This is a genomic window from Paucisalibacillus algeriensis, from assembly GCF_000577245.1.
Lineage (GTDB): Bacteria > Bacillota > Bacilli > Bacillales > Amphibacillaceae > Ornithinibacillus.
Window position 1 is genome coordinate 57,492 of sequence record NZ_CBYO010000022.1, and the last position, 21,801, is coordinate 79,292.

Annotated in this window: 21 protein-coding genes and 1 pseudogene; 6 read left to right on the forward strand and 16 right to left on the reverse strand. The window is 35.5% G+C overall.

Annotated features, from left to right (window positions below):
• Positions 1-86: 86 nt before the first annotated feature.
• From TY11_RS16325 to TY11_RS16350, 6 genes are all read right to left on the reverse strand, one after another.
• A complete protein-coding gene (locus tag TY11_RS16325) occupies positions 87-653 on the reverse strand; it encodes an NADPH-dependent FMN reductase (protein ID WP_042148664.1) in 567 nt (188 codons plus the stop codon).
• Positions 654-664: 11 nt separating this feature from the next.
• Positions 665-1,723 carry an LLM class flavin-dependent oxidoreductase gene (locus tag TY11_RS16330; RefSeq protein WP_042148666.1) on the reverse strand — a complete coding sequence of 353 codons (1,059 nt, stop codon included), beginning with the start codon at positions 1,721-1,723 and terminating at the stop codon, positions 665-667.
• 133 nt (positions 1,724-1,856) lie between these two features.
• Complete coding sequence (locus TY11_RS16335) at positions 1,857-2,789, reverse strand: DMT family transporter (protein ID WP_042148669.1); 933 nt, start codon at positions 2,787-2,789, stop codon at positions 1,857-1,859.
• Between the two features lie 314 nt (positions 2,790-3,103).
• The gene (locus TY11_RS16340; protein WP_042148672.1) at positions 3,104-4,318 is read right to left on the reverse strand and encodes a DUF819 family protein; all 1,215 of its coding nucleotides are present in this window, start codon (positions 4,316-4,318) and stop codon (positions 3,104-3,106) included.
• A gap of 129 nt (positions 4,319-4,447) precedes the next feature.
• Positions 4,448-5,206, reverse strand: coding sequence for a sporulation protein (locus TY11_RS16345; RefSeq protein WP_042148674.1), 759 nt, complete (start codon positions 5,204-5,206; stop codon positions 4,448-4,450).
• A 126-nt stretch (positions 5,207-5,332) separates the two neighbouring features.
• Positions 5,333-8,413 (reverse strand): efflux RND transporter permease subunit, encoded by a 3,081-nt coding sequence (locus TY11_RS16350; RefSeq protein ID WP_042148676.1) that lies wholly within the window; start codon positions 8,411-8,413, stop codon positions 5,333-5,335.
• 105 nt (positions 8,414-8,518) lie between these two features.
• Here TY11_RS16350 and TY11_RS16355 point away from each other — a divergent pair, with 105 nt between their 5' ends.
• The 3 genes from TY11_RS16355 to TY11_RS16365 all read left to right on the forward strand — a co-directional run bounded on the left by TY11_RS16355 (position 8,519) and on the right by TY11_RS16365 (position 12,252).
• A complete protein-coding gene (locus TY11_RS16355; RefSeq protein WP_042148679.1) occupies positions 8,519-9,349 on the forward strand; it encodes a TetR/AcrR family transcriptional regulator in 831 nt (276 codons plus the stop codon).
• Positions 9,350-9,507: 158 nt separating this feature from the next.
• Positions 9,508-10,899 (forward strand): TldD/PmbA family protein, encoded by a 1,392-nt coding sequence (locus TY11_RS16360; RefSeq protein ID WP_042148682.1) that lies wholly within the window; start codon positions 9,508-9,510, stop codon positions 10,897-10,899.
• Positions 10,900-12,252 carry a TldD/PmbA family protein gene (locus tag TY11_RS16365; RefSeq protein ID WP_042148685.1) on the forward strand — a complete coding sequence of 451 codons (1,353 nt, stop codon included), beginning with the start codon at positions 10,900-10,902 and terminating at the stop codon, positions 12,250-12,252.
• 20 nt (positions 12,253-12,272) lie between these two features.
• Here TY11_RS16365 and TY11_RS16370 read toward each other — a convergent pair whose 3' ends face one another.
• Both TY11_RS16370 and TY11_RS16375 read right to left on the reverse strand, forming a co-directional pair.
• Entirely contained in the window at positions 12,273-12,563 is a 291-nt protein-coding gene (locus TY11_RS16370) for a DUF2087 domain-containing protein (protein WP_052345870.1), read from the reverse strand.
• Between the two features lie 24 nt (positions 12,564-12,587).
• On the reverse strand, positions 12,588-13,337 hold the full coding sequence (locus tag TY11_RS16375) for a DUF4181 domain-containing protein (RefSeq protein WP_042148687.1): 750 nt from the start codon (positions 13,335-13,337) through the stop codon (positions 12,588-12,590).
• A 117-nt stretch (positions 13,338-13,454) separates the two neighbouring features.
• On the opposite strand from TY11_RS16375, the gene TY11_RS16380 reads away from it, so the two are divergent.
• On the forward strand, positions 13,455-14,339 hold the full coding sequence (locus TY11_RS16380; RefSeq protein WP_081756001.1) for a proline iminopeptidase-family hydrolase: 885 nt from the start codon (positions 13,455-13,457) through the stop codon (positions 14,337-14,339).
• A gap of 169 nt (positions 14,340-14,508) precedes the next feature.
• On the opposite strand, the gene TY11_RS16385 is transcribed toward TY11_RS16380, so the two are convergent.
• The 4 genes from TY11_RS16385 to TY11_RS16400 all read right to left on the reverse strand — a co-directional run bounded on the left by TY11_RS16385 (position 14,509) and on the right by TY11_RS16400 (position 17,455).
• Positions 14,509-15,372 carry an NAD-dependent epimerase/dehydratase family protein gene (locus TY11_RS16385; protein ID WP_042148689.1) on the reverse strand — a complete coding sequence of 288 codons (864 nt, stop codon included), beginning with the start codon at positions 15,370-15,372 and terminating at the stop codon, positions 14,509-14,511.
• A 150-nt stretch (positions 15,373-15,522) separates the two neighbouring features.
• Complete coding sequence (locus TY11_RS20490; protein ID WP_155982721.1) at positions 15,523-15,681, reverse strand: hypothetical protein; 159 nt, start codon at positions 15,679-15,681, stop codon at positions 15,523-15,525.
• A gap of 145 nt (positions 15,682-15,826) precedes the next feature.
• On the reverse strand, positions 15,827-17,038 hold the full coding sequence (locus TY11_RS16395) for an MFS transporter (RefSeq protein ID WP_042148693.1): 1,212 nt from the start codon (positions 17,036-17,038) through the stop codon (positions 15,827-15,829).
• Positions 17,039-17,053: 15 nt separating this feature from the next.
• On the reverse strand, positions 17,054-17,455 hold the full coding sequence (locus TY11_RS16400; protein WP_042148695.1) for a MarR family winged helix-turn-helix transcriptional regulator: 402 nt from the start codon (positions 17,453-17,455) through the stop codon (positions 17,054-17,056).
• A 213-nt stretch (positions 17,456-17,668) separates the two neighbouring features.
• On the opposite strand from TY11_RS16400, the gene TY11_RS16405 reads away from it, so the two are divergent.
• Both TY11_RS16405 and TY11_RS16410 read left to right on the forward strand, forming a co-directional pair.
• The gene (locus TY11_RS16405) at positions 17,669-18,496 is read left to right on the forward strand and encodes an FtsZ/tubulin family protein (protein ID WP_042148697.1); all 828 of its coding nucleotides are present in this window, start codon (positions 17,669-17,671) and stop codon (positions 18,494-18,496) included.
• A gap of 680 nt (positions 18,497-19,176) precedes the next feature.
• Positions 19,177-19,776: a YqaA family protein gene (locus TY11_RS16410; protein ID WP_042148698.1), complete on the forward strand. Its 600-nt coding sequence runs from the start codon at positions 19,177-19,179 to the stop codon at positions 19,774-19,776.
• Positions 19,777-19,824: 48 nt separating this feature from the next.
• Here TY11_RS16410 and TY11_RS16415 read toward each other — a convergent pair.
• From TY11_RS16415 to TY11_RS20700, 4 genes and pseudogenes are all read right to left on the reverse strand, one after another.
• Positions 19,825-20,970, reverse strand: a pseudogene (locus TY11_RS16415) (glycerate kinase family protein).
• Positions 20,971-21,144: 174 nt separating this feature from the next.
• Positions 21,145-21,357, reverse strand: coding sequence for a hypothetical protein (locus tag TY11_RS16420; protein WP_042148701.1), 213 nt, complete (start codon positions 21,355-21,357; stop codon positions 21,145-21,147).
• 88 nt (positions 21,358-21,445) lie between these two features.
• Complete coding sequence (locus TY11_RS20920) at positions 21,446-21,568, reverse strand: DUF6254 family protein (RefSeq protein WP_231495863.1); 123 nt, start codon at positions 21,566-21,568, stop codon at positions 21,446-21,448.
• A 25-nt stretch (positions 21,569-21,593) separates the two neighbouring features.
• A complete protein-coding gene (locus TY11_RS20700; protein ID WP_197025110.1) occupies positions 21,594-21,755 on the reverse strand; it encodes a hypothetical protein in 162 nt (53 codons plus the stop codon).
• Between the last annotated feature and the right edge of the window lie 46 nt (positions 21,756-21,801).

A 21,801-nucleotide genomic window follows, 5' to 3' on the forward strand; every position in this document is an offset into this window, starting at 1 on the left:
TATATCAGATTCCCAATTATACAAAGTTGATAAAAACAAAATACAAGCTAAAATTTAAAAAGAATCTGGTGTTGTACCAGATTCTCCTAAAAACCGTATTCTGCTTCCTTTTCTTTCCTAATACTATCATATGTTTTAGTTAGCGTTACTAGATCATCAACTAACCGTTCCAAACGAAAGATGACATCATCGTTGGTAATTTCTTTTCGATAAAAATCTTGTTCTTCTAAAAATACATAGGTTTGAACGATTTGCGCCTTCATGTATGCTAATATTGGTTTTAATTGTTGTTCCGCAACTAAATAATGTTTTGGTGAACCAGCTGTCACTACGAACCCAACTACTTTATCTAAAAAAGCTTTTTGGGGTAATAAATCAAATATATTCTTCAATGGAGCCGGAATAGAAGCTTGAAAAACAGGAGTACCAATAAGAACTGCATCAGCTTCCATAATGGTTTGTGTTACATATCCAGTGTCACCATCATACTCCAAGTAGTTACGGCCATCACTAAATTGTATATTAAAATCGGCTAAATCAATTAATGTAATTTCGATATCCGGATATTTTTCAGTTATTATATTGATCGTACGCTCCATCGCTGTTCTTGTTTTTGATCCAACTATAGACCCGGATAGGCCAACAATCTTCATGCATGCTCCCCCTATTTCATTCGCGTATGTTTCTTTATTTCAGGTAATACCTTTGTTCCTATTATATCAATATTACGCTTTAATTTATCAAACGAAACTCCACCAAAGTCCATTTGCGCAATATAACGTTGATTTCCGAAAACCTCATGTTGATATAATATTTTTTCGATAACTAAATCTGGGCTACCAATATTCATCACATCTTGTGGATGTGCACCTTGTGCAAAATGTTGTTTGGGAAAGCCACTACCATTGGTTAATTTCATACCTTCATTAATATAAGAATAGGTTTCCGCCTGAGCTGCCTGAGTTGTATCCGCAACATAAAAAAAGCCTGCTGTTGCAATTGGAAGCTCATCTGGATTATGTCCATTCCGTTTTGCTGCTTCCCGATAATAGTCTATTGAACGTTTAAAACTCGAAACCGGCCCACCTAGCATCGCTAGAAACATCGGTACTCCAGCATATCCTGCTTTGATAGCACTTGCAGGGGGACCACCGACTGCACGCCAAATTGGTAATGTACCATGGAGTGGTCTTGGAATCACTTTAGCATTATTTAATGATGCCCTAAAATTCCCTTCCCAATTAACAACTTCTTCTTGATTTATTTTCAACAACAACTCAAATTTCTCTTCAAAAAGCTCTTCATAATCCCTAAGATCGTATCCCAATAGGTCGAATACCCCCACTCTGGATGCACGACCAGCAATAATTTCAGCTCGTCCATTCGAAATTAAATCAATCGTTGCAAAATCTTCGTATACACGTACTGGATCTAATGTACTAACAATAGTTGAAGAACTAGCAACTTTAATTTTATCTGTGGCCTGAGCAATCGCCCCTAAGATCACTGTGTGAGCTTGGGTAGTAAAATATTCTTGGTGACTTTCCCCAACACTAAAAAAATCAATGCCCGCTTGTTCAGCCATTTTAGCTAACTCTATAATTTCCTTTATACGTTGCTGGTTAGAAATACGCTCTCCTGTATGTGGATCAGCTATATGATCACCTAATGTATATAAACCAAATTCTAACCCTGAATTTGGTTTAATACGATATTTTTCCATAAAAAAACTCCTCCGTTCTGTCTACCTCTTCTAAACTTGGAGTAACCCCGAGATTAATTCTCATTTAATAGTACACTAAACATTTCGTGTTAAGCTAATATCCTGCCTATATAACACATCATAAAAAAAGCTCTTAAGAAATTTCCTCCTTAAAAGCTACTTTCTTTTCTTCCCTCTTACTACTACCACCAATAGATAGTATCGTCACAAAGACTAGCATTATAAAAACACCGACTAATTGAACAGCTTGGAGCATTGTTCCAAACCATACTACTGATATGATCATTGCTGTTAATGGCTCCACACTTGACAATATACTTGTTTCAACAGGCGATATATAACGCATACTGGATAGGAAAAGGACAAAGGCAATTGTACCTAATACAATCATCGAAATAATCATAAATAGGATTTCAATTTGTGTAAGAATTAACCACTCTTTTGAATTCCAAATTTGAATGGAAGTCCCTAATAGAATTCCACCAATTAACATTGCCCACCCAACAATTACGAGTATACTTAATTCCTTCATAAGCCGAGCTGGATACAATGTATAAAATGAAAAGGCAACGCCTACCGCCAATCCCCATAGGAGTGCATTTTTACTAACAAGTAATGAATCGAGTGAACCATTAGTCATTAACAAAAACAATCCAATCAATGTTCCAATAATACCAATCACCTGAAATCCCGGTGGGAATTTCTTAATTGTTAGCGATACCCATATTGTTATGAAAATCGGTGCAGAAAATTGTAGTAATGTTGCAACAACCGCATTACTAACGTTGATTGCACCAACGAATGTAAATTGAACACCTAACATCCCAAAAACACTAAATATAATTAGTTGATATCTCCAAGAAGGGGCTTTCCAAACAGACACTATGTCTTTTTTTCTTATAAGAAGAAAGAATAATAAAAACAAACCCGCTATGGTTAATCGAATGGTTAATAAAAAAGAAACTGTTATACTCGTTGTCTCTAAGATTCTTTCAATTAGTGGACCTGTCGCACCCCAGAACATGGAACCAATAATAATCATAATAATCCCTTTAATTCTATGCATGTTGGTAACCCCTTCTCCCACATTAAATCATTATATAAATATAGCATTTGATTCAATAAACAGGAAGAAGAAATATAACATTATAAAAAAACTGGGCTGTTTTCTGAAATATTGTTGTTAATTACATAATTGGTAGAAACTGCGCGATAACAACTATCAAATATCCCTTTCTTAACGAATGTAGTGATATGATACCGCTCCGGCAGAATACTCCGCTTTCCGTAGCGGGTATGTTGCTCTAACAAAATTCCTAGTACCACACAGTTTCTACCAACCATGAAAAAATACAAAATCATTTCGATAACAGCCCAAAACTAAAAGAAACCAAACCATGTACCAATTGCTGCGCCAATATAATTTCCGATAATATAGCCAAGTGTACCAACAATTAATATTGGTGCAACAAGTTTACTCCACCCTTTTGAAATAGCCATTGCAGCAGCAGTAGTTGGTCCCCCAATATTGGCATTGCTCGCTAGGATAATTTCTTCTAATTTAAATTTAAATAATCTACCGAACCCAAACGAAATAACCATATTTAAACCAACCATGATAAATACTAATACAAATAATAATGGTGCATTTTGTAAGATGACCGGAAGGGAAGCCGGAACACCAATCACAACAAAGAAAATATAAATAAGGTATGTCCCAATCTCTTGCGCTCCATTAATCCTCTCAAAAAAACGAGAAAATAATGTTACAGCAAGTAAGGTTACCGTTGTAAGCATTAAATAATTATCACCTAGAATTCCATTCAGTGTATTTAAAATGACATTTATATTTTCCCCCGATGGTATCAACTGATTAAAGATTTCTGCTAACTTAAAAGAAACAGCAACAAGTGCAAATGCGGAACCAACCGCAAGTCCTATATCTTTTAATGATATTTCTTTACCCTTCCAATAAGAAGCCGCTAAATTTTGTGTGTCGGAATAATTTTCAACAAGCTCCTGATGAGGAGCATGATATCGTTTGCGGAAGAAGGCTAATGTAGGAATAACCATTAATACCAAGAAATATAAAGCCATCATTAGGTTATCGGCAACAACCGTTGCAGATACCAATTCACCAGGAGTTTCAAAACGAGCAGATAATGCAGCAAGGTTTACACTACCACCTATATAAGAACCCGTCATCATCCCAACAACCTTGTATAAATCTGGTATAAAGTCTTTTAATACAAAGAAACCAACAATTGCCCCTACTACCGTCCCGATTGAACTAATGAGAAAGATCAGTAACAGTCGACCACTTTCATTCCATATCTTTAATATATTGGATTGAAATAGTAAAAGTGGTATTGCAAGAGGTACGACATAACTCCAAACCGTGTCATACACAGGAGATTCCGTTGGGATGACATTAAAGTTGGCGAGGAGCATAGCACCTACAAGTGCAATTATTGCACCAGATACCTTCGAAGCCCATTTGTATTTCTGCTCCAAATATATACTAACTGCTGCCCATCCAGCTAAAAAAGCCCAAAGAATCCATGTATCATCCGGTTGAACTATTGCATAAATCATGATAACTCTCCTTAAAATAAATTATATTGATAAATTATAGCGCATATACATTTCTTCTGCTATTCTGTCCTGTAACATTAATAAAAAAAAACAAAAAAGGGGTCAGTTATTAAAACCGCCCCCTTTCAATTAACTATAACGACTAATCACACTTCTTAATTCTTCCGCAATAAATGCAGGGCCTCGTTCAAGGTCGGTTCTTGAAAAGGATACCTTTACAAAATTCTCATCCATATCCAGTGCTTCAGCAAAAAGTCCACCAAGACCTTTTGCTCGACGGTCAATCTGAAGAATAACCTCTACACGGTCTTCTTGCATAAAAAATATAGCTTCTAACTCATCTAAATCTCTGCGAAACTCGTTACTCGGATAAAACTCAAATTCTTGAACATAGCGATGCCTCCGTGAATACTCCATTTCAACTTTTCGCAAATGAAATCCAAGGACGTTAGTCAGTGCATCTAACACAGTTTTCATAAATGGATGTGGTAAGACTCTAACAAAATCTTTATCAGTAGGATCGATTGCACTTGGCACGTCCAATCCAGTTTGTACCCATACCTTTGTTCTTCCGAGTGTTGGTGGTGTATGTACAGGCATTCTAAATTGAAAATCTACTTCCTTTGATTCACCTTCACGAATAGAAAAAGACTCCCCAACCACAAACGATCCTAAAGTCACTTTTTCATAAACCTTCCTATCATCCTTCTCGCGAACAGCTTCCGTCATAACAAACAAATTAATTTTATCGATTTGTTGCTCTGATCCTCCACCTTGGATCACTACTTTTCCACGTACTTCCTCGCCTGGCAGAATCTGATCACTAACTAGTTGTGTGTCTACCTTTGCACTACCAATTCCAACACTTGCTAATAACTTCTTAAACATTCCTATGCCCCCTCTATTAAATTTTATTAAAATTCTTAATTCCATAATACAAAATAATCTTTCTTATAAACACCCACCAATAAAAAAATAGGTAGTTCAGCCTATAAGCTAAACCACCTATTTTTATTAATTTTCTTTAATTTCTTTACGATTTTTCTTAAAAATTTTCGATAAAATCTCATAAACGATCGGAACAATGATTAAGGTTAAGAGGGTTGAACTTGCTAATCCACCAATAACCGTAATTGCAAGACCTTTTGAAATCAAACCTCCACCAGCATTACCAAATAACATAGGTATTAAGGCACCTATTGTTGCAATTGCTGTCATAAGAATTGGACGAAGTCTTGTAGCACCTGCTTCCAGTATTGCCTCACGCATTTCCATTCCCTCATGCTCCATATGGATAATACGATCAACAAGTACAATTGCATTCGTTACAACTATACCAATTAACATAAGTAAGCCCATCATTACTGTAACCGAAATCGTTTCGCCTGCAATTAATAGTCCAACAAATGAACCGATTACTGCAAACGGTAATGAGAATAAAATCGCAAAAGGTGCAAGACCTTCTCCAAATGTTACAACAAGTATAAAGTAAACGATTAGCACAGCTGCAAGCATTGCAAAACCGAGCTGTGTGAATGTTTCTTCCATATCAGCGGTTACACCAGCAACTCCTGTAGTTACCCCTTTAGGAAACTCCAATTCACTAATACCTTCCTCAATTTCTGCTGAAGCCTTCGAAATATCATCTCCAATTATTGTTCCAGAAACAGATGCATAGTACTCACCTTCACTACGTGCAAGTGTATTCAAGGTCGTACCTTCCTCTACTTCAACAAGCTCAGAAAGTGGCATTGTTGTTCCTAATGCTGTCATTACGTCCGTTTCTAATAATTCATCAATTGATTTCGGCTCTTGAATTTGCTCATCGTGCTTAACAATTACATTTAGACTATTACCATCTTTTTCAATTGTTGTTAAAACCTCTTCAGAACGATTTGGATTTAGCAACATAGCAATTTGACCGGTTGTTAAACCGTATTGTAATAGTTCTTCTTGGTCAACCTTAAATGTATATTCTACAAAAGATTCTTCCTTACTCGATGATACATCTTCTAATCCTTCATTTTCATTCATAACTTCTTCTACCATCGAAACAGCTTCATTTAGCTTATCTAAGTCTTCACTATAAAGTGTATAGCTTATCTCATTCGAAGAAAATGCCATGGCAGAGAAATTCTGACTCTTCCATTCCCCAGATTGCCCAATGCTAAAGACATATTCCTCAATTTCTTCACGAACTTCTGGGAAATCCTCTGTATCCGGGTCGAAGATTAAGTACATTAATGCACCGCCTCCACCAACCATCATGGAAGCTTGTGGGTCATTTTCTGAAATTGATAATTGGACAATGTCAATATCTTCGCGTTTTAACATTTCCTCTTCGACTTCTGATACATTCTCTAACGTTTCTTCTGGCAGTTCACCTGTCTCAGGGGTGTATGTCAGATACATTACTTTCTCTTCTTCACTACCTAAGAAACTAAAACCAATAAATGGCATCAAAGCTAAGCTTCCAATTAACATAATAATCGCTAATGCAGATGTAATGATCTTATGGTTTAAAGTCCAGCGTAAGACCCCTTTATACCAAGTCGCTAATTTACCTGTCTCTTTATGTTTGATTTCCTGCTTCTGACTATATAGTTTCTTTTTAAATAAGAAATGTGATAATGCAGGAACGATGGTTATCGCAACAAGCAATGATCCACCTAAAGCAAATGTCATGGTAAGAGCAAACGGTAAGAATAATTCACCAACCATGCCGCCAACAAAAATTAGTGGCGCAAAGACGGCAACCGTTACTAAAGTAGAAGAAGCGATTGGCTTAAACATCTCAAGTGTCGCTTCACGAACTAGAGCACGACCATTCAGCTTTTCTTCACGTAAATGTAATCGCCTATATATATTTTCAACTACAACAATGGAGTCATCTATAACTCGCCCAATGGCGACTGTTATTGCACCAAGAGTCATGATATTAAGTGTAATATCCATCCAGTTTAATAGCATTAATGCTATAAAAATAGAAACCGGAATAGATATAATGGAAATAATGGTTGATTTAAAATCACGCAAGAATAGTAGGATGATGAGAACTGCAATCAATCCACCAAAGACAGCTTTTTCTACCATGGTAGCAACTGATTTCTCAATAGGTTGACCTTGGTCAAGGGAGATGTCAACAACCAGCCCTTCAATGTTTGCTTCTTCTTCCTTCATTAAATCTTTTACTTCATTTACAACATCAACCGTATTTGCTTCTTGTCCTTTGACAATTTGAATTGCAATCGCATTTTCCCCATTGGTTCGAGAAACTGATTGAACCTTCCCGATGACCTCAACTGAAGCGATATCACTTAGTTTTACAAAAGGAAGTGGCTGTGTTTCAGAAGGAGTAACTGGAATTAACATATCCTTTAAATCATTCTCTGACATGAACTTCCCATCAATTGCTACAGCTTGCTCTCCTTCTTCAAATTCATAAAGACCTAAAGAGATTGCCATATCACTTGCTTGAATCATTTGCTTAACATCATCTTCTGTTAAACCAAGTTCTGTCAATCTCTCTTCATCATATCGTAATTCTATTTCCTCAATATGCTGACCGGTAATCGTAGCGGACGCTACCCCTTCTAGTTTTTCTAAATTTGGAACGATAATTTCTTCAACTGTAGAAGTTAATTCTACAATATCCTCAGTGTCACTACTTATACTCAGAGCAACAACTGGCATCATGTCCATACTTATGGATGTAATTGTAGGTTCCTGTGCATTCTCAGGGAGCGTCACATTGTCAAGAGCAGACTCTAGAGCTCGTTTTGCCTCGTCCATATCAATTCCATAATCATACTCAACTTGAATACTAGCCATATTGGCATACGAATTTGAATAAACTGCCTTAACATCTTCTAAACTTTCGACAGCTTTTTCTATTGGAATAGAAACCTCTTCCATAACCCTTTCTGGCGTTGCACCAGGATACACACCAGATACCATTAAATATGGAATAGAGATATCCGGTATCATTTCAGTCTTCATTCGTGAACCTGAATAAATACCCGAAACAATAATGATAATCGTTAAAAGCCAAACTGCTAGCTTGTTTTTAACTACAAAATTTACAAAACCTTTCACATTTACACCTACCTTAATTTGACATTACAAACTCATTTCTCTATACTAATGACTAATCAGTCATTTTGTCAACTGATTACAAGAAAAATTAGGAGAAAATTTACAATGAGTAAAAAACAATTAATCATGGATAAATCACTTGAACTTTTTGCTAATCAAGGATTTGAAGCAACATCAGTCCAACAAATAACAGACTATTGCGGAATCTCGAAGGGTGCTTTTTATCTATCATTCAAATCAAAGGACGAGCTTATTGTTGCGCTAATCGATCACTTTATGCAGCAGTTAACAGTTGACATTGACTTATCGGTCAGAACCACAAAATCTGATGATATCTTATATTACTTTTACCATACTACCTTTCAAGCATTCCTAAAGCATGCAAACTTTGTAAAATTACTCATGAAGGAACAAACTCATTCTCTAAATGATGAGTTATTAACTAAAATGCGTTATTATGATCGTAAAACAGATCAAACGATTCTGACCATGATTGAAAAAGTCTATGGTGAAGCTATAAATAAAGTTAAATATGATTTGATCTTTGCAATTAAAGGATTAATTAATGGTTATTCTAGCTACTTACTCTTCAATCGGATGGAATTTGATGTAGATTTAATTTCTAGATCATTAGTTGAGAAAACAGATACCCTTGCAAGGAGTATTACCATACCTTTTATTACGGAAGACTATGGAAATATGTTTCAACAATTTCATGATGAAAAAGTTTCAGAGGATGACCTTTACCACTTAATTGAAGAAACAATCGATGAACTAGGGGAATCAATTGAAAAAGAGTCTCTAATATTATTAAAGGAACAAATTCGAACTCCAACATATCATCACGCTATTGTAATAGGATTAATTGAAAACATTAAAAATCACTCACAATACAAATGGTTAACCTATTTACTAACAAAACACTTCGACTTTTAATTATCAAACGACACTTCAACACAGATTGAGGTGTTTTTTACTATTCCCTCTCAGTCTCCAGACGGATACAAAACCCGCCTCAAGTTGAATATCACTTAACTCTAATATGTTGTATAATAAATTCAGACAAATTAAACAAAAATATTAGGGGGGATTTTATGTTAAATAAGGCACTCTTGGAAGATGTGCTCTCTGCAGCACTGACTACTGGTGGCGATTTTTCAGAAGTGTTTGTAGAAGACCGCTTCACAAATCGAATGAGCCTACAAAGTACTAAGTTGGAAAAAAGTTTATCTGGACGAGACTTCGGGGTTGGAATTCGATTATTCAAAGGTCTAAATAGTATTTATGCCTATACAAATGACTTTTCAAAAGAAGGACTTCTGCAGGCTGCAAATGCAGCAGCACAAGCTATTCAAGGAAAAGCTGATAAAGCAATCATATTACCATTAATGAAACAGAATTTAAATGCGATACACCCTATTCATCTTATGCCAAATAGTGTAGATAAAACTCGTAAACTTCAAGTCTTACGTCAGGCAGATCAAATTGTTCGCGACTACCACTCTTCCATTTCACAAGCCATAATTAGTTTGCTAGAAGAAGAGCAGCATGTACTTATCGCCAATTCTGAAGGTACATATGTAGAAGATACGCGTGTAAGAAGTCGGTTAACAATAAATGCAATTTCATCAAATGACCATGATATGCAAACTGGTTTTTACGGACCGGGGAGACATCAAGGATTTGAGTTTATAGAAGATTTAAATCTTGAACATTACGCGAAGGAAGCTGCTCGTATTGCAGTAACCATGCTAAACGCAGATCCTGCACCAAGTGGTAAGTTTCCTGTTGTCATCGACAATGAATTTGGTGGTGTTATTTTCCACGAAGCCTGCGGACACGGTTTAGAAGCTGCAGCTGTTGCAAAAGAAAATTCTGTATTTGCCAATAAAGTTGGTGAACAAGTTGCTTCAGAACTAGTAACTTATATTGATGATGGAACCATTAAAAACGAATGGGGTTCTATCAATATAGATGATGAAGGTGAAGAAGCACGTAAAAATGTACTAATCGAAAATGGTATTTTAAAAGGTTATCTGATTGATAAATTTAATGCACGCAGAATGAATACAGAATCAACAGGTTCTGGAAGGCGTGAATCTTATAAGTTTGCCCCTACATCAAGAATGACAAATACTTACATTGCACCTGGTAAATCAACACCAGAAGAAATTATCGCCAATACTGAGTATGGAATTTACGCTAAGTATATGGGTGGTGGTTCTGTTAACCCAGCAACCGGAGATTATAACTTTGCCGTTAATGAAGCTTATCTTGTTAAGGATGGAAAGATTGATAAACCTATACGCGGTGCTACATTAATCGGAAATGGGGCTAAAACCATTCAGAAAGTAGATATGGTCGGAAACAATCTTGGCCATGGTGCTGGTATGTGTGGAGCTTCTAGTGGAAGTATCCCTGTTAATGTTGGGCAACCGATGTTACGTGTTAGTGAGATTACTGTTGGCGGAAAGGAGGCAAATTAAATGGATTTACTTACGTTTCGTGATCAACTTTTTGTTGAAGGTGAAAAATTAGGCTTTTCTGAGTTAGAACTTTATTATGAAAAACAGTCCGGATTTGGATGCCAAATTTTTAAAGGTGAAATAGACGATTACCGTTCCTCGACCGTCATTGGAGTATCTGTTCGAGGTCTTTATAACGGTAAAATGGGCTATGCCTATACGGAGAAACTAGACGAGGAATCTGTTTCATTTCTCTTAGATAATATCAAGGAAAATTCAAAACTAATTGAAGATGATCCACAGGAATTATTTGAAGGAAATGCCAACTATGAAAAACTAGATTTTTATTCTGCTACACTTACAGAAATATCTATTGAAGAAAAAATTGAATTTCTTAAAGAAGTTGAAAAGAAAATCTATGAGTATGATCACAGGGTTGTTCAAACCGATTATGCTGCTATTCAAGATCAATTAGTTGAAAAAGCCTTATTTAATAATAAAGGCCTTGCTTTACAAGACCGTAATAACTTTCTATTTGTTGTATTTTCAGTAGTGGTCAAAGAAGACGAAGAGATTAAGTCTGATTTTTATTTTAAGTTAACAAAAGACTTGAAATCCTTAGACACTGATGAAATTGCAAAGGAAGCTGTTGAGAAGAGTTTAAGCCATTTAGGTGGAAAATCGTATCCAAACAAAACGTATCCAATTATTCTAAAAGGGCAAGCAGCATCCAGTCTGTTAGCTACTTTCTCACCTTCTTTTTCAGCAAAATCTGTTCAGGATAATCAGTCTCGCCTTAAAGAGAAGCTCGAACAAAAAATAGCTTCAAATGTCGTTACTCTACTCGATAACCCACATTTACCAGATGGGATTCGTAGTGGAACTTTTGATTCAGAAGGTGTCCCAACAAAACAATTAACCGTTGTAAAAGATGGTGTCTTAAAGACTTATTTTCATAACTTAAAAACTGCTGAAAAAGACGGAGTTGAGTCAACTGGCCACGGACATAAATCTTCCTATAAAGACTCAGTTGGCGTAAGTCCATCGAATTTCTATGTTGTACCAGGTATAGAATCGTACGAGGAATTATACGGTGATCTTGAAGAAGGAATTATTATCACTAGCCTAGCAGGCCTTCATTCTGGTGCAAATCCAATTTCAGGGGACTTCTCGTTAGCCGCCGATGGTTTTTATGTGAAAGATGGCAAAATTGTTAGCCCAACAAATCAAATGACGATAGCAGGTAATTTCTTTGAAGTTATGCAAGATGTAGAAAAAGTAGGAACTGATCTAGAATTTTCTCCAATGGATTATTATGGATACATCGGCTCCCCTTCACTGAAAATAAAAGGATTAGCTGTTACAGTTGACTAATAATAGGTAGCCTAGTTAGGCTACCTATTCTGGTTCACATAATATTCCAATCCATCTTTGCTTCTTTCAAGAAATTTATAATCAACTAAATACCTTCTAATGATCGCAAAATCAGAATAAAAGGCTTTTATCACTTCATTTACCTCTTTCTCCGTATACACCTTTTCTAAATCAAAACTCTCTACTATATATTCTAGGATTATGAACTTTCTTTTTTCCTTACTTGGAAACGTATCAAGTTTACCTTCCTTAAGATATGCTTTTAAGACTTTTTCCCTTTCTTCATTTGTAATATCATGTTTTATTGCCATCTTTTTCCCCCACTTAAGCTATTTTTAAGGGATTGCCCATTCCAAATCATCTTCTTGAAGCATCTGATATAATCTGTTGTTCCCCACAACTTGAAAAGAGTCCATTTCCCCGTAAACAATAATGATAGATTTTTCATAAACAGTTAATCTAAAATCTATATCGCCTTTTAAATTTAATTCATAATAACTGTCTTTATTCCTAATATTTACATCCCTTACTCGAAGCTGTTCAGCTGACAATTCAGATAATAATTTAGTAATCGTTTCTTTATCTTCTATTACAACTTCTCGCTTCTTTTCCATAATATTTAGAATATCCCTTGCTTTTTCATTCCAAGAATGATTTATGACCTCAACTTGTTGGATGGATTCAGGATTAAGTGATTCTATTTCCTTCACAACTACTTTATAAGGTGCCAATGATTGATGAACAAAGAAAATAGAGCCAACAAAAAGCACTAGTACGCCTATTGTCAATACTAGGGTGAGCAGATACTCTTTTTCTTCCCTCTCATATTTGTATTCCATGGTTGTTCGAAAGCCAAACAATATAACTGCATAACCCAAAAACAAGTAAATTTCTGCTGATGTATACGTAATGTAAACCAATACTATTAGAATAACAAATCCAATAAATAGAGTTCGCTCAACCCATTTATGTGTTTTGCTATAATACCTTAGTGGAGCGAAATCCTGTTCAATATCGAATTTTTTCTTTAAATATGTATTTATTATAAAAATAATCACCAAAACAGTAATTACGAAGATATTCATCTCATACCTCCCATCTATTTCTGAATCTTAGTAATAGTTTATCATAGGAGGTTGAACATGGCTAAAAGTTTGAAAAATGGTAATATAAGTACAAGTAAATTAGAAAAAGGTGAATTTATGGTGACGATTACAGAAGGATTTGTTCCAGTAACAGGAGGGAAGGTTTGGTATCAACGGCATGATTATAATACGAAAAATGCACCAGTCATTGTTCTACATGGTGGGCCTGGTTCATCTCACTGGTCACTGCAAGGTTTGAAGGAATTAGCTGATATTAGACCGGTTATTTTATATGATCAATTGGGTTGTGGAAAATCAGATCGCCCAAAAGATCCCACCCTCTGGAACATTGAACGATTTGTAGAAGAAGTGAAGCAATTAAAGGATGGTCTTGGTTTAAATGAATTTCACCTCTTAGGTCATTCCTGGGGTACAACACTTGCAGCAGCTTATTATCTTAAGCACCCGGAAGGAGTTAAAAGCATAATTTTTTCTAGTCCATGTTTAAGTGCACCTAAATGGGCTGATGATCAAAAACAAAATCTAAGGAATCTTCCAATAAAAATTCAACAAACCATTGAAGAATGCGAGGAAAATGGTAATACTGATTCTCAAGCATACAAAGAGGCTACTAAAATCTTTAACAACCATTTTGTTTGTCGTTTACCAGAATCAGAAAGACCAGCCTTCCTGAAAGAAGGATCTAAGTATAGAAACTCTGAAATCTATAATATGATGTGGGGTGCATCGGAATTTGATGTTGCTGGTAACTTAAAGAACTTTGATTGTACACAGGAACTTCATAAGATTGCAGTACCTACTTTATATACTTGTGGCAGATATGATGAGGCTACACCTGAATCCACAGAATATTTTAGTAGATTAACACCTAACAGTAAATTTCACGTTTTTGAAAAAAGTGCCCATATGCCATATATTGAAGAAAATGATAAATTCATGAAGGTCATGAAAGATTTTTTATCTTTAGATACAATTCATTAAAAAGAAAGCAAGCCACTCTAATGATAAAGAGATGGGTCTAGTAAATTAAACTAGTTCCATCTCTTCTTAAAACACTTCATCCTTCTAAAGATTACAATATTCAATATATGTCTATTACCACTGTAATCTTCCTCAGGTATTCACAGGAGCAGAAATCAAATTGTGCATCTTATTTTGCTAAATAAGTAACTAACCCCGGCAACCAATCTTGAAGATTTGTAAATTCATATCCTATTTTTGCTGCTCTCTCATTACTTAATGTCCATGTTTCCTTAATAGCATATGGAGACTCTAACTGCTCATTGGTTGTTACTCCTAGCTCATTCCCTGTCTTATCTGATATCAATTTCACCAACTCTCCCATTGTTATAAAACCATTTGCACATACATTAATAGGACCTGTAAAATCGATATCTGCAACCCACGATAAAAACTCCCCTGCTTCCTTTTGATGAACAAAACACATTTCGGCTTCAAGATTTGGGAAATATACCTTTTTTCCTTCTTTTGCACTCATTACATAATGTAATAACCTCTCTGTATAATCATGCTCACCAAGTACAATAGGAATCCTCATTGCCACAACCGGAAAATCTGTTTTTTGGAAAAAGTATGCTTCCGCTTGTCTTTTCCCCTCTTGATATGAAACCTCTTGACGGTCTACCATTTTTAAATCGTATGTATAAGGATCAAATACTTCTTCAGCCATATTCACTCCGTAATCATAGACTGATAATGTTGACGTGAATACATAGCGTTGGATTTTTCCTTCTAGCGTACTAGCAATAATCTCCGCGTCTTTGGAAGAAAAACATAACTGATCAAACACTACATCCCATTCCTTATCTTTAACAGCATTCTCTACTGATGGTTTGTCAAATCTATCAACTTTTATACGTTCCACCTTGTTGCCAAATGGATCTCGACTATTTTGTCTAGTAGCAATTGTTACTTTAACCCCTTTTGCTAATAGTGCCTCTACCAGATTTACACCGAAAAATCTAGTACCACCAAATACCAATGCTGTTTTCATAAAGAATCTCTCCCTTTTGTTTCTTTATATTTTATCATGTATGAATTATAAAATAACTATATAATATTTGGCATCCATCAATATATTTATTTCACCGATCCAACAGGTTGTCCAATTGATAAATAAAAAAACTCCATAAGATTCAGGAGTTTAACTTACTTTTCTACTTCTAAACAGTTGAACGGAAGATTGCTGTTTTAATGTTTCAAGCTTTTTGCTTTTCTTCCCAGTTAGATTACTAGCATAGGCATATTGTCTCAATTCCTTCATCTTTTCTTCCACTAACATTCTATTTATATCATAATACATGTTGTTTCCTCCCTCGATTTTCTTACTATTATCATACTCACTTTGAATAATATTAACCTCGGGACCGCGACCGATTTTTCCACACAAAAAAACCCTACTATTACTGTAGGGATTTTCAGACTAAAGACTGAAACCAAGCCATTAGTTACATATTTTCTACCGGTACTTGCTGTTCTACATTACTTTTTCTTCCTTGCAATGATTGCTGTATGATAAACATACCTAGAACGATAATAAGTAATACAGCACAACATATATATAACACTTGGAAGTTAAACATTGCAACAATCATTCCTAGCACATAAGATCCTGTTGCAATTCCAATGTCCCAGAAAATATAGAATGTAGCTGTTGCGTGACCACTTCGACCTGGTCCACCAGCTTGAATACACATGGTTTGGAAGCTTGGTAGTAAAGATCCACTTCCTAAGCCAATAATACCAGCTGCAACAAGGAACATCCACGGAGAATTCGTAAATCCTAGTATTACTAAACCAATACTAAAGATTAGAAGACATGGAATAATTACATATTTTGGTCCTTTCACATCAAATAATTGACCTAGGGATGGACGAGCTAATATCATAACCACCGCAAAGACAACGAAGAAATAGCTCGCAACACTTGCTAAATTGTTTGTCTCTGCAAATACACTAACATACGATAGGATGCTAGAATATGAAATACCAACAAATAAACTAATGAATGCAATAGGTAATGCCTTCACTTCTACTAACTTATGGATTGAAAACTTCTTCTCTATCACTTTTGTAGCCGGGTAAGCTATTTTTGGTACCTTTACTTGTATCGCACACACGAGACTGATTAATATAATGAAACTTACAAGAATAAATAGTAGTTTAAACGAAATAAATTGAATTAGTGTTAAGCCCAAAAACGGGCCTACTACCATTGCAATGTTTGTCGCCATTGCAAAGTAACCAAGCCCAGCACCTTTTCTTTCATTTGGAACAACATCAGCGGCAATGGCACTAACTACAGTAGTTAAGACACCAAAAGAAAGTCCATGAAGGAATCTAAGAATCATTAACCCCATAAAACTATCAATCATAAAATAAAAAAACATGGTACCTGTAAACAAGCCCGTGCTCCACATTAACGTTCTTTTCTTACCTGCTTTTTCGATTAGATTACCAGAGATTGGTCTCATGATAATGGCGGCAATTAGCATAATCGTTACCACTAAACCGCCCTCTGCTTCTGTGCCACCTATTTCCTTCATTACATATATTGGTAGCGTTGTAAGTAATGTATAAAATCCAATAAATACAATAAATTGAACCAATGAAATATTAATAAAATCCTTTGTCCAGATTATACCTTTTTGATGATTCATGCTGTTATTTCCCCTTTATTCCAACTTTTGTAGTAACTTAAGTAATATTTCTTTTTCCTGTTCCGATAAGTTGAAGAGTACTTTCTCTTCATGAATGGAAAAAGTATTTTCAATTTCCTTATATTTATCTTTTGCCTCTGTCGTTAGTTCAATGTAACGCTCGCGACGGTCTTGTCCTTCCACTCTTCTAATCCACCTATTTTCTTCCATTCGCTTTACGGTACGTGTTATGGTTGGAGCATTTACATGGAAATAATTCATGATCTCCTTTTGAGTTTTCGTGCCATTTTTATATAAATAGTACATAATGGACCATTGTGAATTATATAAGCCGTGTTGCTGTAAACTTTCATTTAATTTTTTGTTTATATACCGAACGCGTTGATTCAATAAATGGAGCAAATCTTGATTTAACATGCCAACCCCCAAATAGTTACCTAGGTAATTATTTTGCAATAGTAATTATACTACACTTTTTCCCTACTTTTGTAAAGGTGTTTTTTATTAACGAATGCATTGTATCTTGTTCAACAAAACTAGTCCTTTTTCTCGACACAATGTGACAAACTTTATAAGGATTGTCTGATATTATGGTGAAAATAATGAATAAATAGAGTTGGGAGAGGCGACATGGAGAGAATTTTTGGACCTTTTAGAATGGATATAGACTTTTCTGATAGACAACAATCGATTATTGCTGAACAAAAGCAGGATGACCTTTGTTTTTATCGTTTTATTGGTGGGAATCCAAGTGAGATACAAGAGCTACCGAAAAAGCTCCAATCACTGAGGGAACGAAAACCCCTTCTAATTGGCGTCTTTCGGTTTCCATTTCGATTTGAGGGCAAGAGAAGACAAATGACAGCTAGGGAACAGTACTATATTATGAAGGAATTCTGTGATGCGGTGATTTTCTTTGAAAGTGATGGACTAATGGAAACTATTGATCCTACAACACCAATTCATGAAGCAAGAGAAGTATTTGATACAATTGAGGAACTCACAATCAAAGCATTAAGAGAAATGATTGATGAAACAGGTAAAGTAAATATAGATTATCAAGATATTAAATCATTTATATATCAAAAAAGAGGCCCATTGTTCTTACACACTATTGAAGGAAGAAATTTTGATGAACCATTAAAACATTTAATTCAGACACCATATTTACCAAAGGATTTTACGGAAGCAGAGCAACTTATTATTAATATTGGATACACACGAGATGTAGATATGGAAACATTTAGGCAAATAAATTTACGATTAAATGATTTATTCGATAAAGCTGAGTTATTTAAAATAGGTTCCTATTTTATGGACGAGCCCGGTCAGCGATTTATAATCACAATGCTTGTAAATGGGCTGAAAGACCCGGTTGAGATGCCGGAAGCTGTAATAAAAAAGCCTTCTAGCAAATATAAGAATTTTATTCGGAAGTGGTTAGTTGAGAATCGTTAAGTTGCTAAAATGTAGATACAGGACTCATTCTTGATATAATATATTACTACTATCAGTCCTTTAGTATATTATTAAATGTACCCAAAATCCTTATACATTTTTTTGTTCATAACCGTTCAAACTAATGTTCAAGGAGGGATTCTTAAAATGAAAGACAAAAAGAAAAAGCACAAAAGTAAAAAGGAACTTAACGATATGAAAGGTAAAGAAAGATATCCTAAAAACAGACAATAACATGGATGGGCAGTTCCTCAATAGAAGTGGACTGTCCATTTGCTTGTAAGTTTTATTATTATGGGTTTTACCACTCCAGGAATAGACACTCTCGGAGAAGGAAAACTACTAGGATTTAATGCGCTCTTGGCATATGGCTCTACATTAGTTGACGAATTAATTGTTTATTTGTAGCGAAATCACTTTAACCATCATTTTTAAACGGACAAGCGTTAAAATCTTTTGCTGATCCTAGTGAAGGTTCCTCGTAATGTTACAGGTGATGGCGCGCAATTACATCCATTGTCAATACAGTTTACAAAAGATGATTAAAAAAATCTTTGTGGAAAATTTTCTGCAAAAAGTGACACTTCTCTCCTAAAAGCGGGACTTTAGAGGGGACTGTCACTTTTTTCTATGATATAATTTCCATATAAAACTCTAATCCCCTATAAAGGAGATGTGACATGGTCCAACAGGTTAGCGAATTTTTTGAAGACTTTGGATATATAGGGATATTTATACATTCTTTCATCGATGCAATTATTTTCCCTATTCCCGCATTTTTTACCCAAGTTTCTCTCAGTATGTTAGACCCTCATTCTGCAATTTGGCTAGCAACTGTTGGTTATATTGCCTGTTTATTAGGTACCCCTGTTGGTTATTTAATAGGAAAAAAACTAGGAGAACCAGTTTTACATAAATTTCTGAAACCCAAATGGGTTGAAAAAGCAACTGAATCCTTTACTCGCAATGGAGAGGCAGCAATTCTAATCGGCGCTTTTACACCAATCCCTTTTAAGGTTTTTACTATTCTATCAGGTTGTTTTCATTATTCTGTTTGGAAATTAATCGGATATGCTGCAATCGGACGAGCTGTTAAATTTTATGTGGTAGGCATAGCTTTTTACTTATTTGGCCAAGCATCCGAAGAGTTTGTTACACAATATCTTACTTATTTCATGGCAGGAATAGCGGTTATACTGTTAGCCCTTTTTTATTTTAAAAAGAAGCTAGTTAAAAAGAAGAAGCAACGACCAGAAAGACAAGAAAACGTTGTAGGATAATAGAAAAAAAGGCAGGATATTCCATTCCAGCCTTTTTTTGATGCACTATTACTTTTCACTTACTGCTTTTACTAACCTAAATACCTGACTAGTTACAAATCTTAAGTTTGCATATGTCGTTGGAGTATCCATCGCCTCTCTGATTGACATTGGTCTATTAACAATTGAAAAGCAAGCTGTCAGGCCATTATTATTCAATGAAAGATTTTCTTGCTCTATTCCACCGGCTAGTACTATTACTGGAATGTTAAAGGATGAAGCCATTTGTACAATACCACTTGGGGCTTTTCCCATGGATGTTTGGCTGTCTAGCATTCCCTCACCAGTGACAACCACATCTACTCCTATGAGCTTTGTTTCTATATCAAAAACATTCAAAATCAGCTCAATACCAGGCTTTAATATCCCGTTGAGAAACCCAGAAAATGCAGCACCAAGACCGCCAGCCGCTCCAGCACCCTCTATATTTTGTATATCTTTCCCCATATCGCGTGACACTATCGAAGCAAACTTGCTTAAACCAGCGTCTAATTGTTTGACCATCTCCGGAGTAGCTCCTTTTTGAGGTCCAAAAATATATGCGGCACCATTTTCCCCATATAGAAAATTCCGTACATCACATGCAACATGAAAGGTACAGTCCTTCAGAAGTGGGTGAACATTCCCGACCCTAATGCTTTCAATTGATGCTAGTTCCCGACCACCAAATGATACCGCTTCGCCATTTCTATCTAGAAAACAAAAACCAAGTGCTTGAAGCATCCCAACACCCGCATCATTTGTTTAACTCCCCCCCAGTCCTATAATAAATTCTCTGCATCCATTTACCATTGCGTCCATGATAAGCTCACCAACGCCGTATGTCGTGGTGATCATAGGATTCATTTCATCTTTCGATAATAATGGAAGTCCACAGGCAGCAGCTACCTCAATATAGGCTGTGTTACCATCCTTGGAAGTTCCATAGGAAGCTTTAACCTTCTCTCCTAATGGACCAACAACCTCCTTCTCCATTATCCGGCCACCAGTAGCACATACTAGCGCTTCTACAGTTCCTTCTCCACCATCGGCAAGTGGCATTGTAAGGATATCAGCATTCAGATAGACCTCTCTTATCCCATCTGATATAGCTTCACTGCCATGCATAGATGATATGCTACCTTTAAATGAGTCAATTGCAATAAGTATTCTCATGAAACAGCACCCCTAAAATATACGTAAGTACAAAGGAATTGTCCTCTATACCAATAATATTACATTAGGAATGAAGTTAAGAGTACATGTTTTGCTAATAGTATCCCCATATTACCATTGAATTTAAAGGCACCCTTACCAAATTTAAAACAATTCTAATTTCCTTATGTAACCTCAGTCCGAATGAATGGAGTAATGTAATACATCTGCTTCTTTATCCCATTCAACTGAAACATGTATTTCCTCTCCTTTACTATTTTTCACAACAAAACTAGGATCACCATGTTCCCCTGCTATTTTTAACTGCTCTTCAAATATTTGTGTCACATCCTCGCCTAATAGATCATTTAATTGTTGAATTGTTTGTTCCTGGTTAAGATTATTCATCTGGTTTTCTCCTTACATTATGTTTTAAACAGATCATTTTTTAACTAATAATTTAATCGGGGCTAGATCTCACTAGTCCCCGGATTGATTACTTTTCTTCTTTTAGTCCTTCTTCTGCAAGTTGCTCAAAGGACTTTACTTTTCCATGTGGATTGTTAGCATTTTTACGGGCTCTATTTTGTCTTTCTTTTTCTCTATTTGAGCGAGTCATTGTTGTTATTCTCCTTTTATCTTAATTATCCCTGATTATTAGCTCGTGCCTTCTTTGCTTTTTCTTTATGTGCTTGATTTGCTTTTGCACTGCCGAATTCCTTTGAAAATTCTGTATCCTGTTTAGCTGAATCAAAGCCTTTTTTATTCTTTTGATCTGGGTCATTTTTCTTATTTCTTTTTGCCATAGCTTTCCCTCCTTTTTCTTTAGTATGGAATAGGAGTTCTTAACTA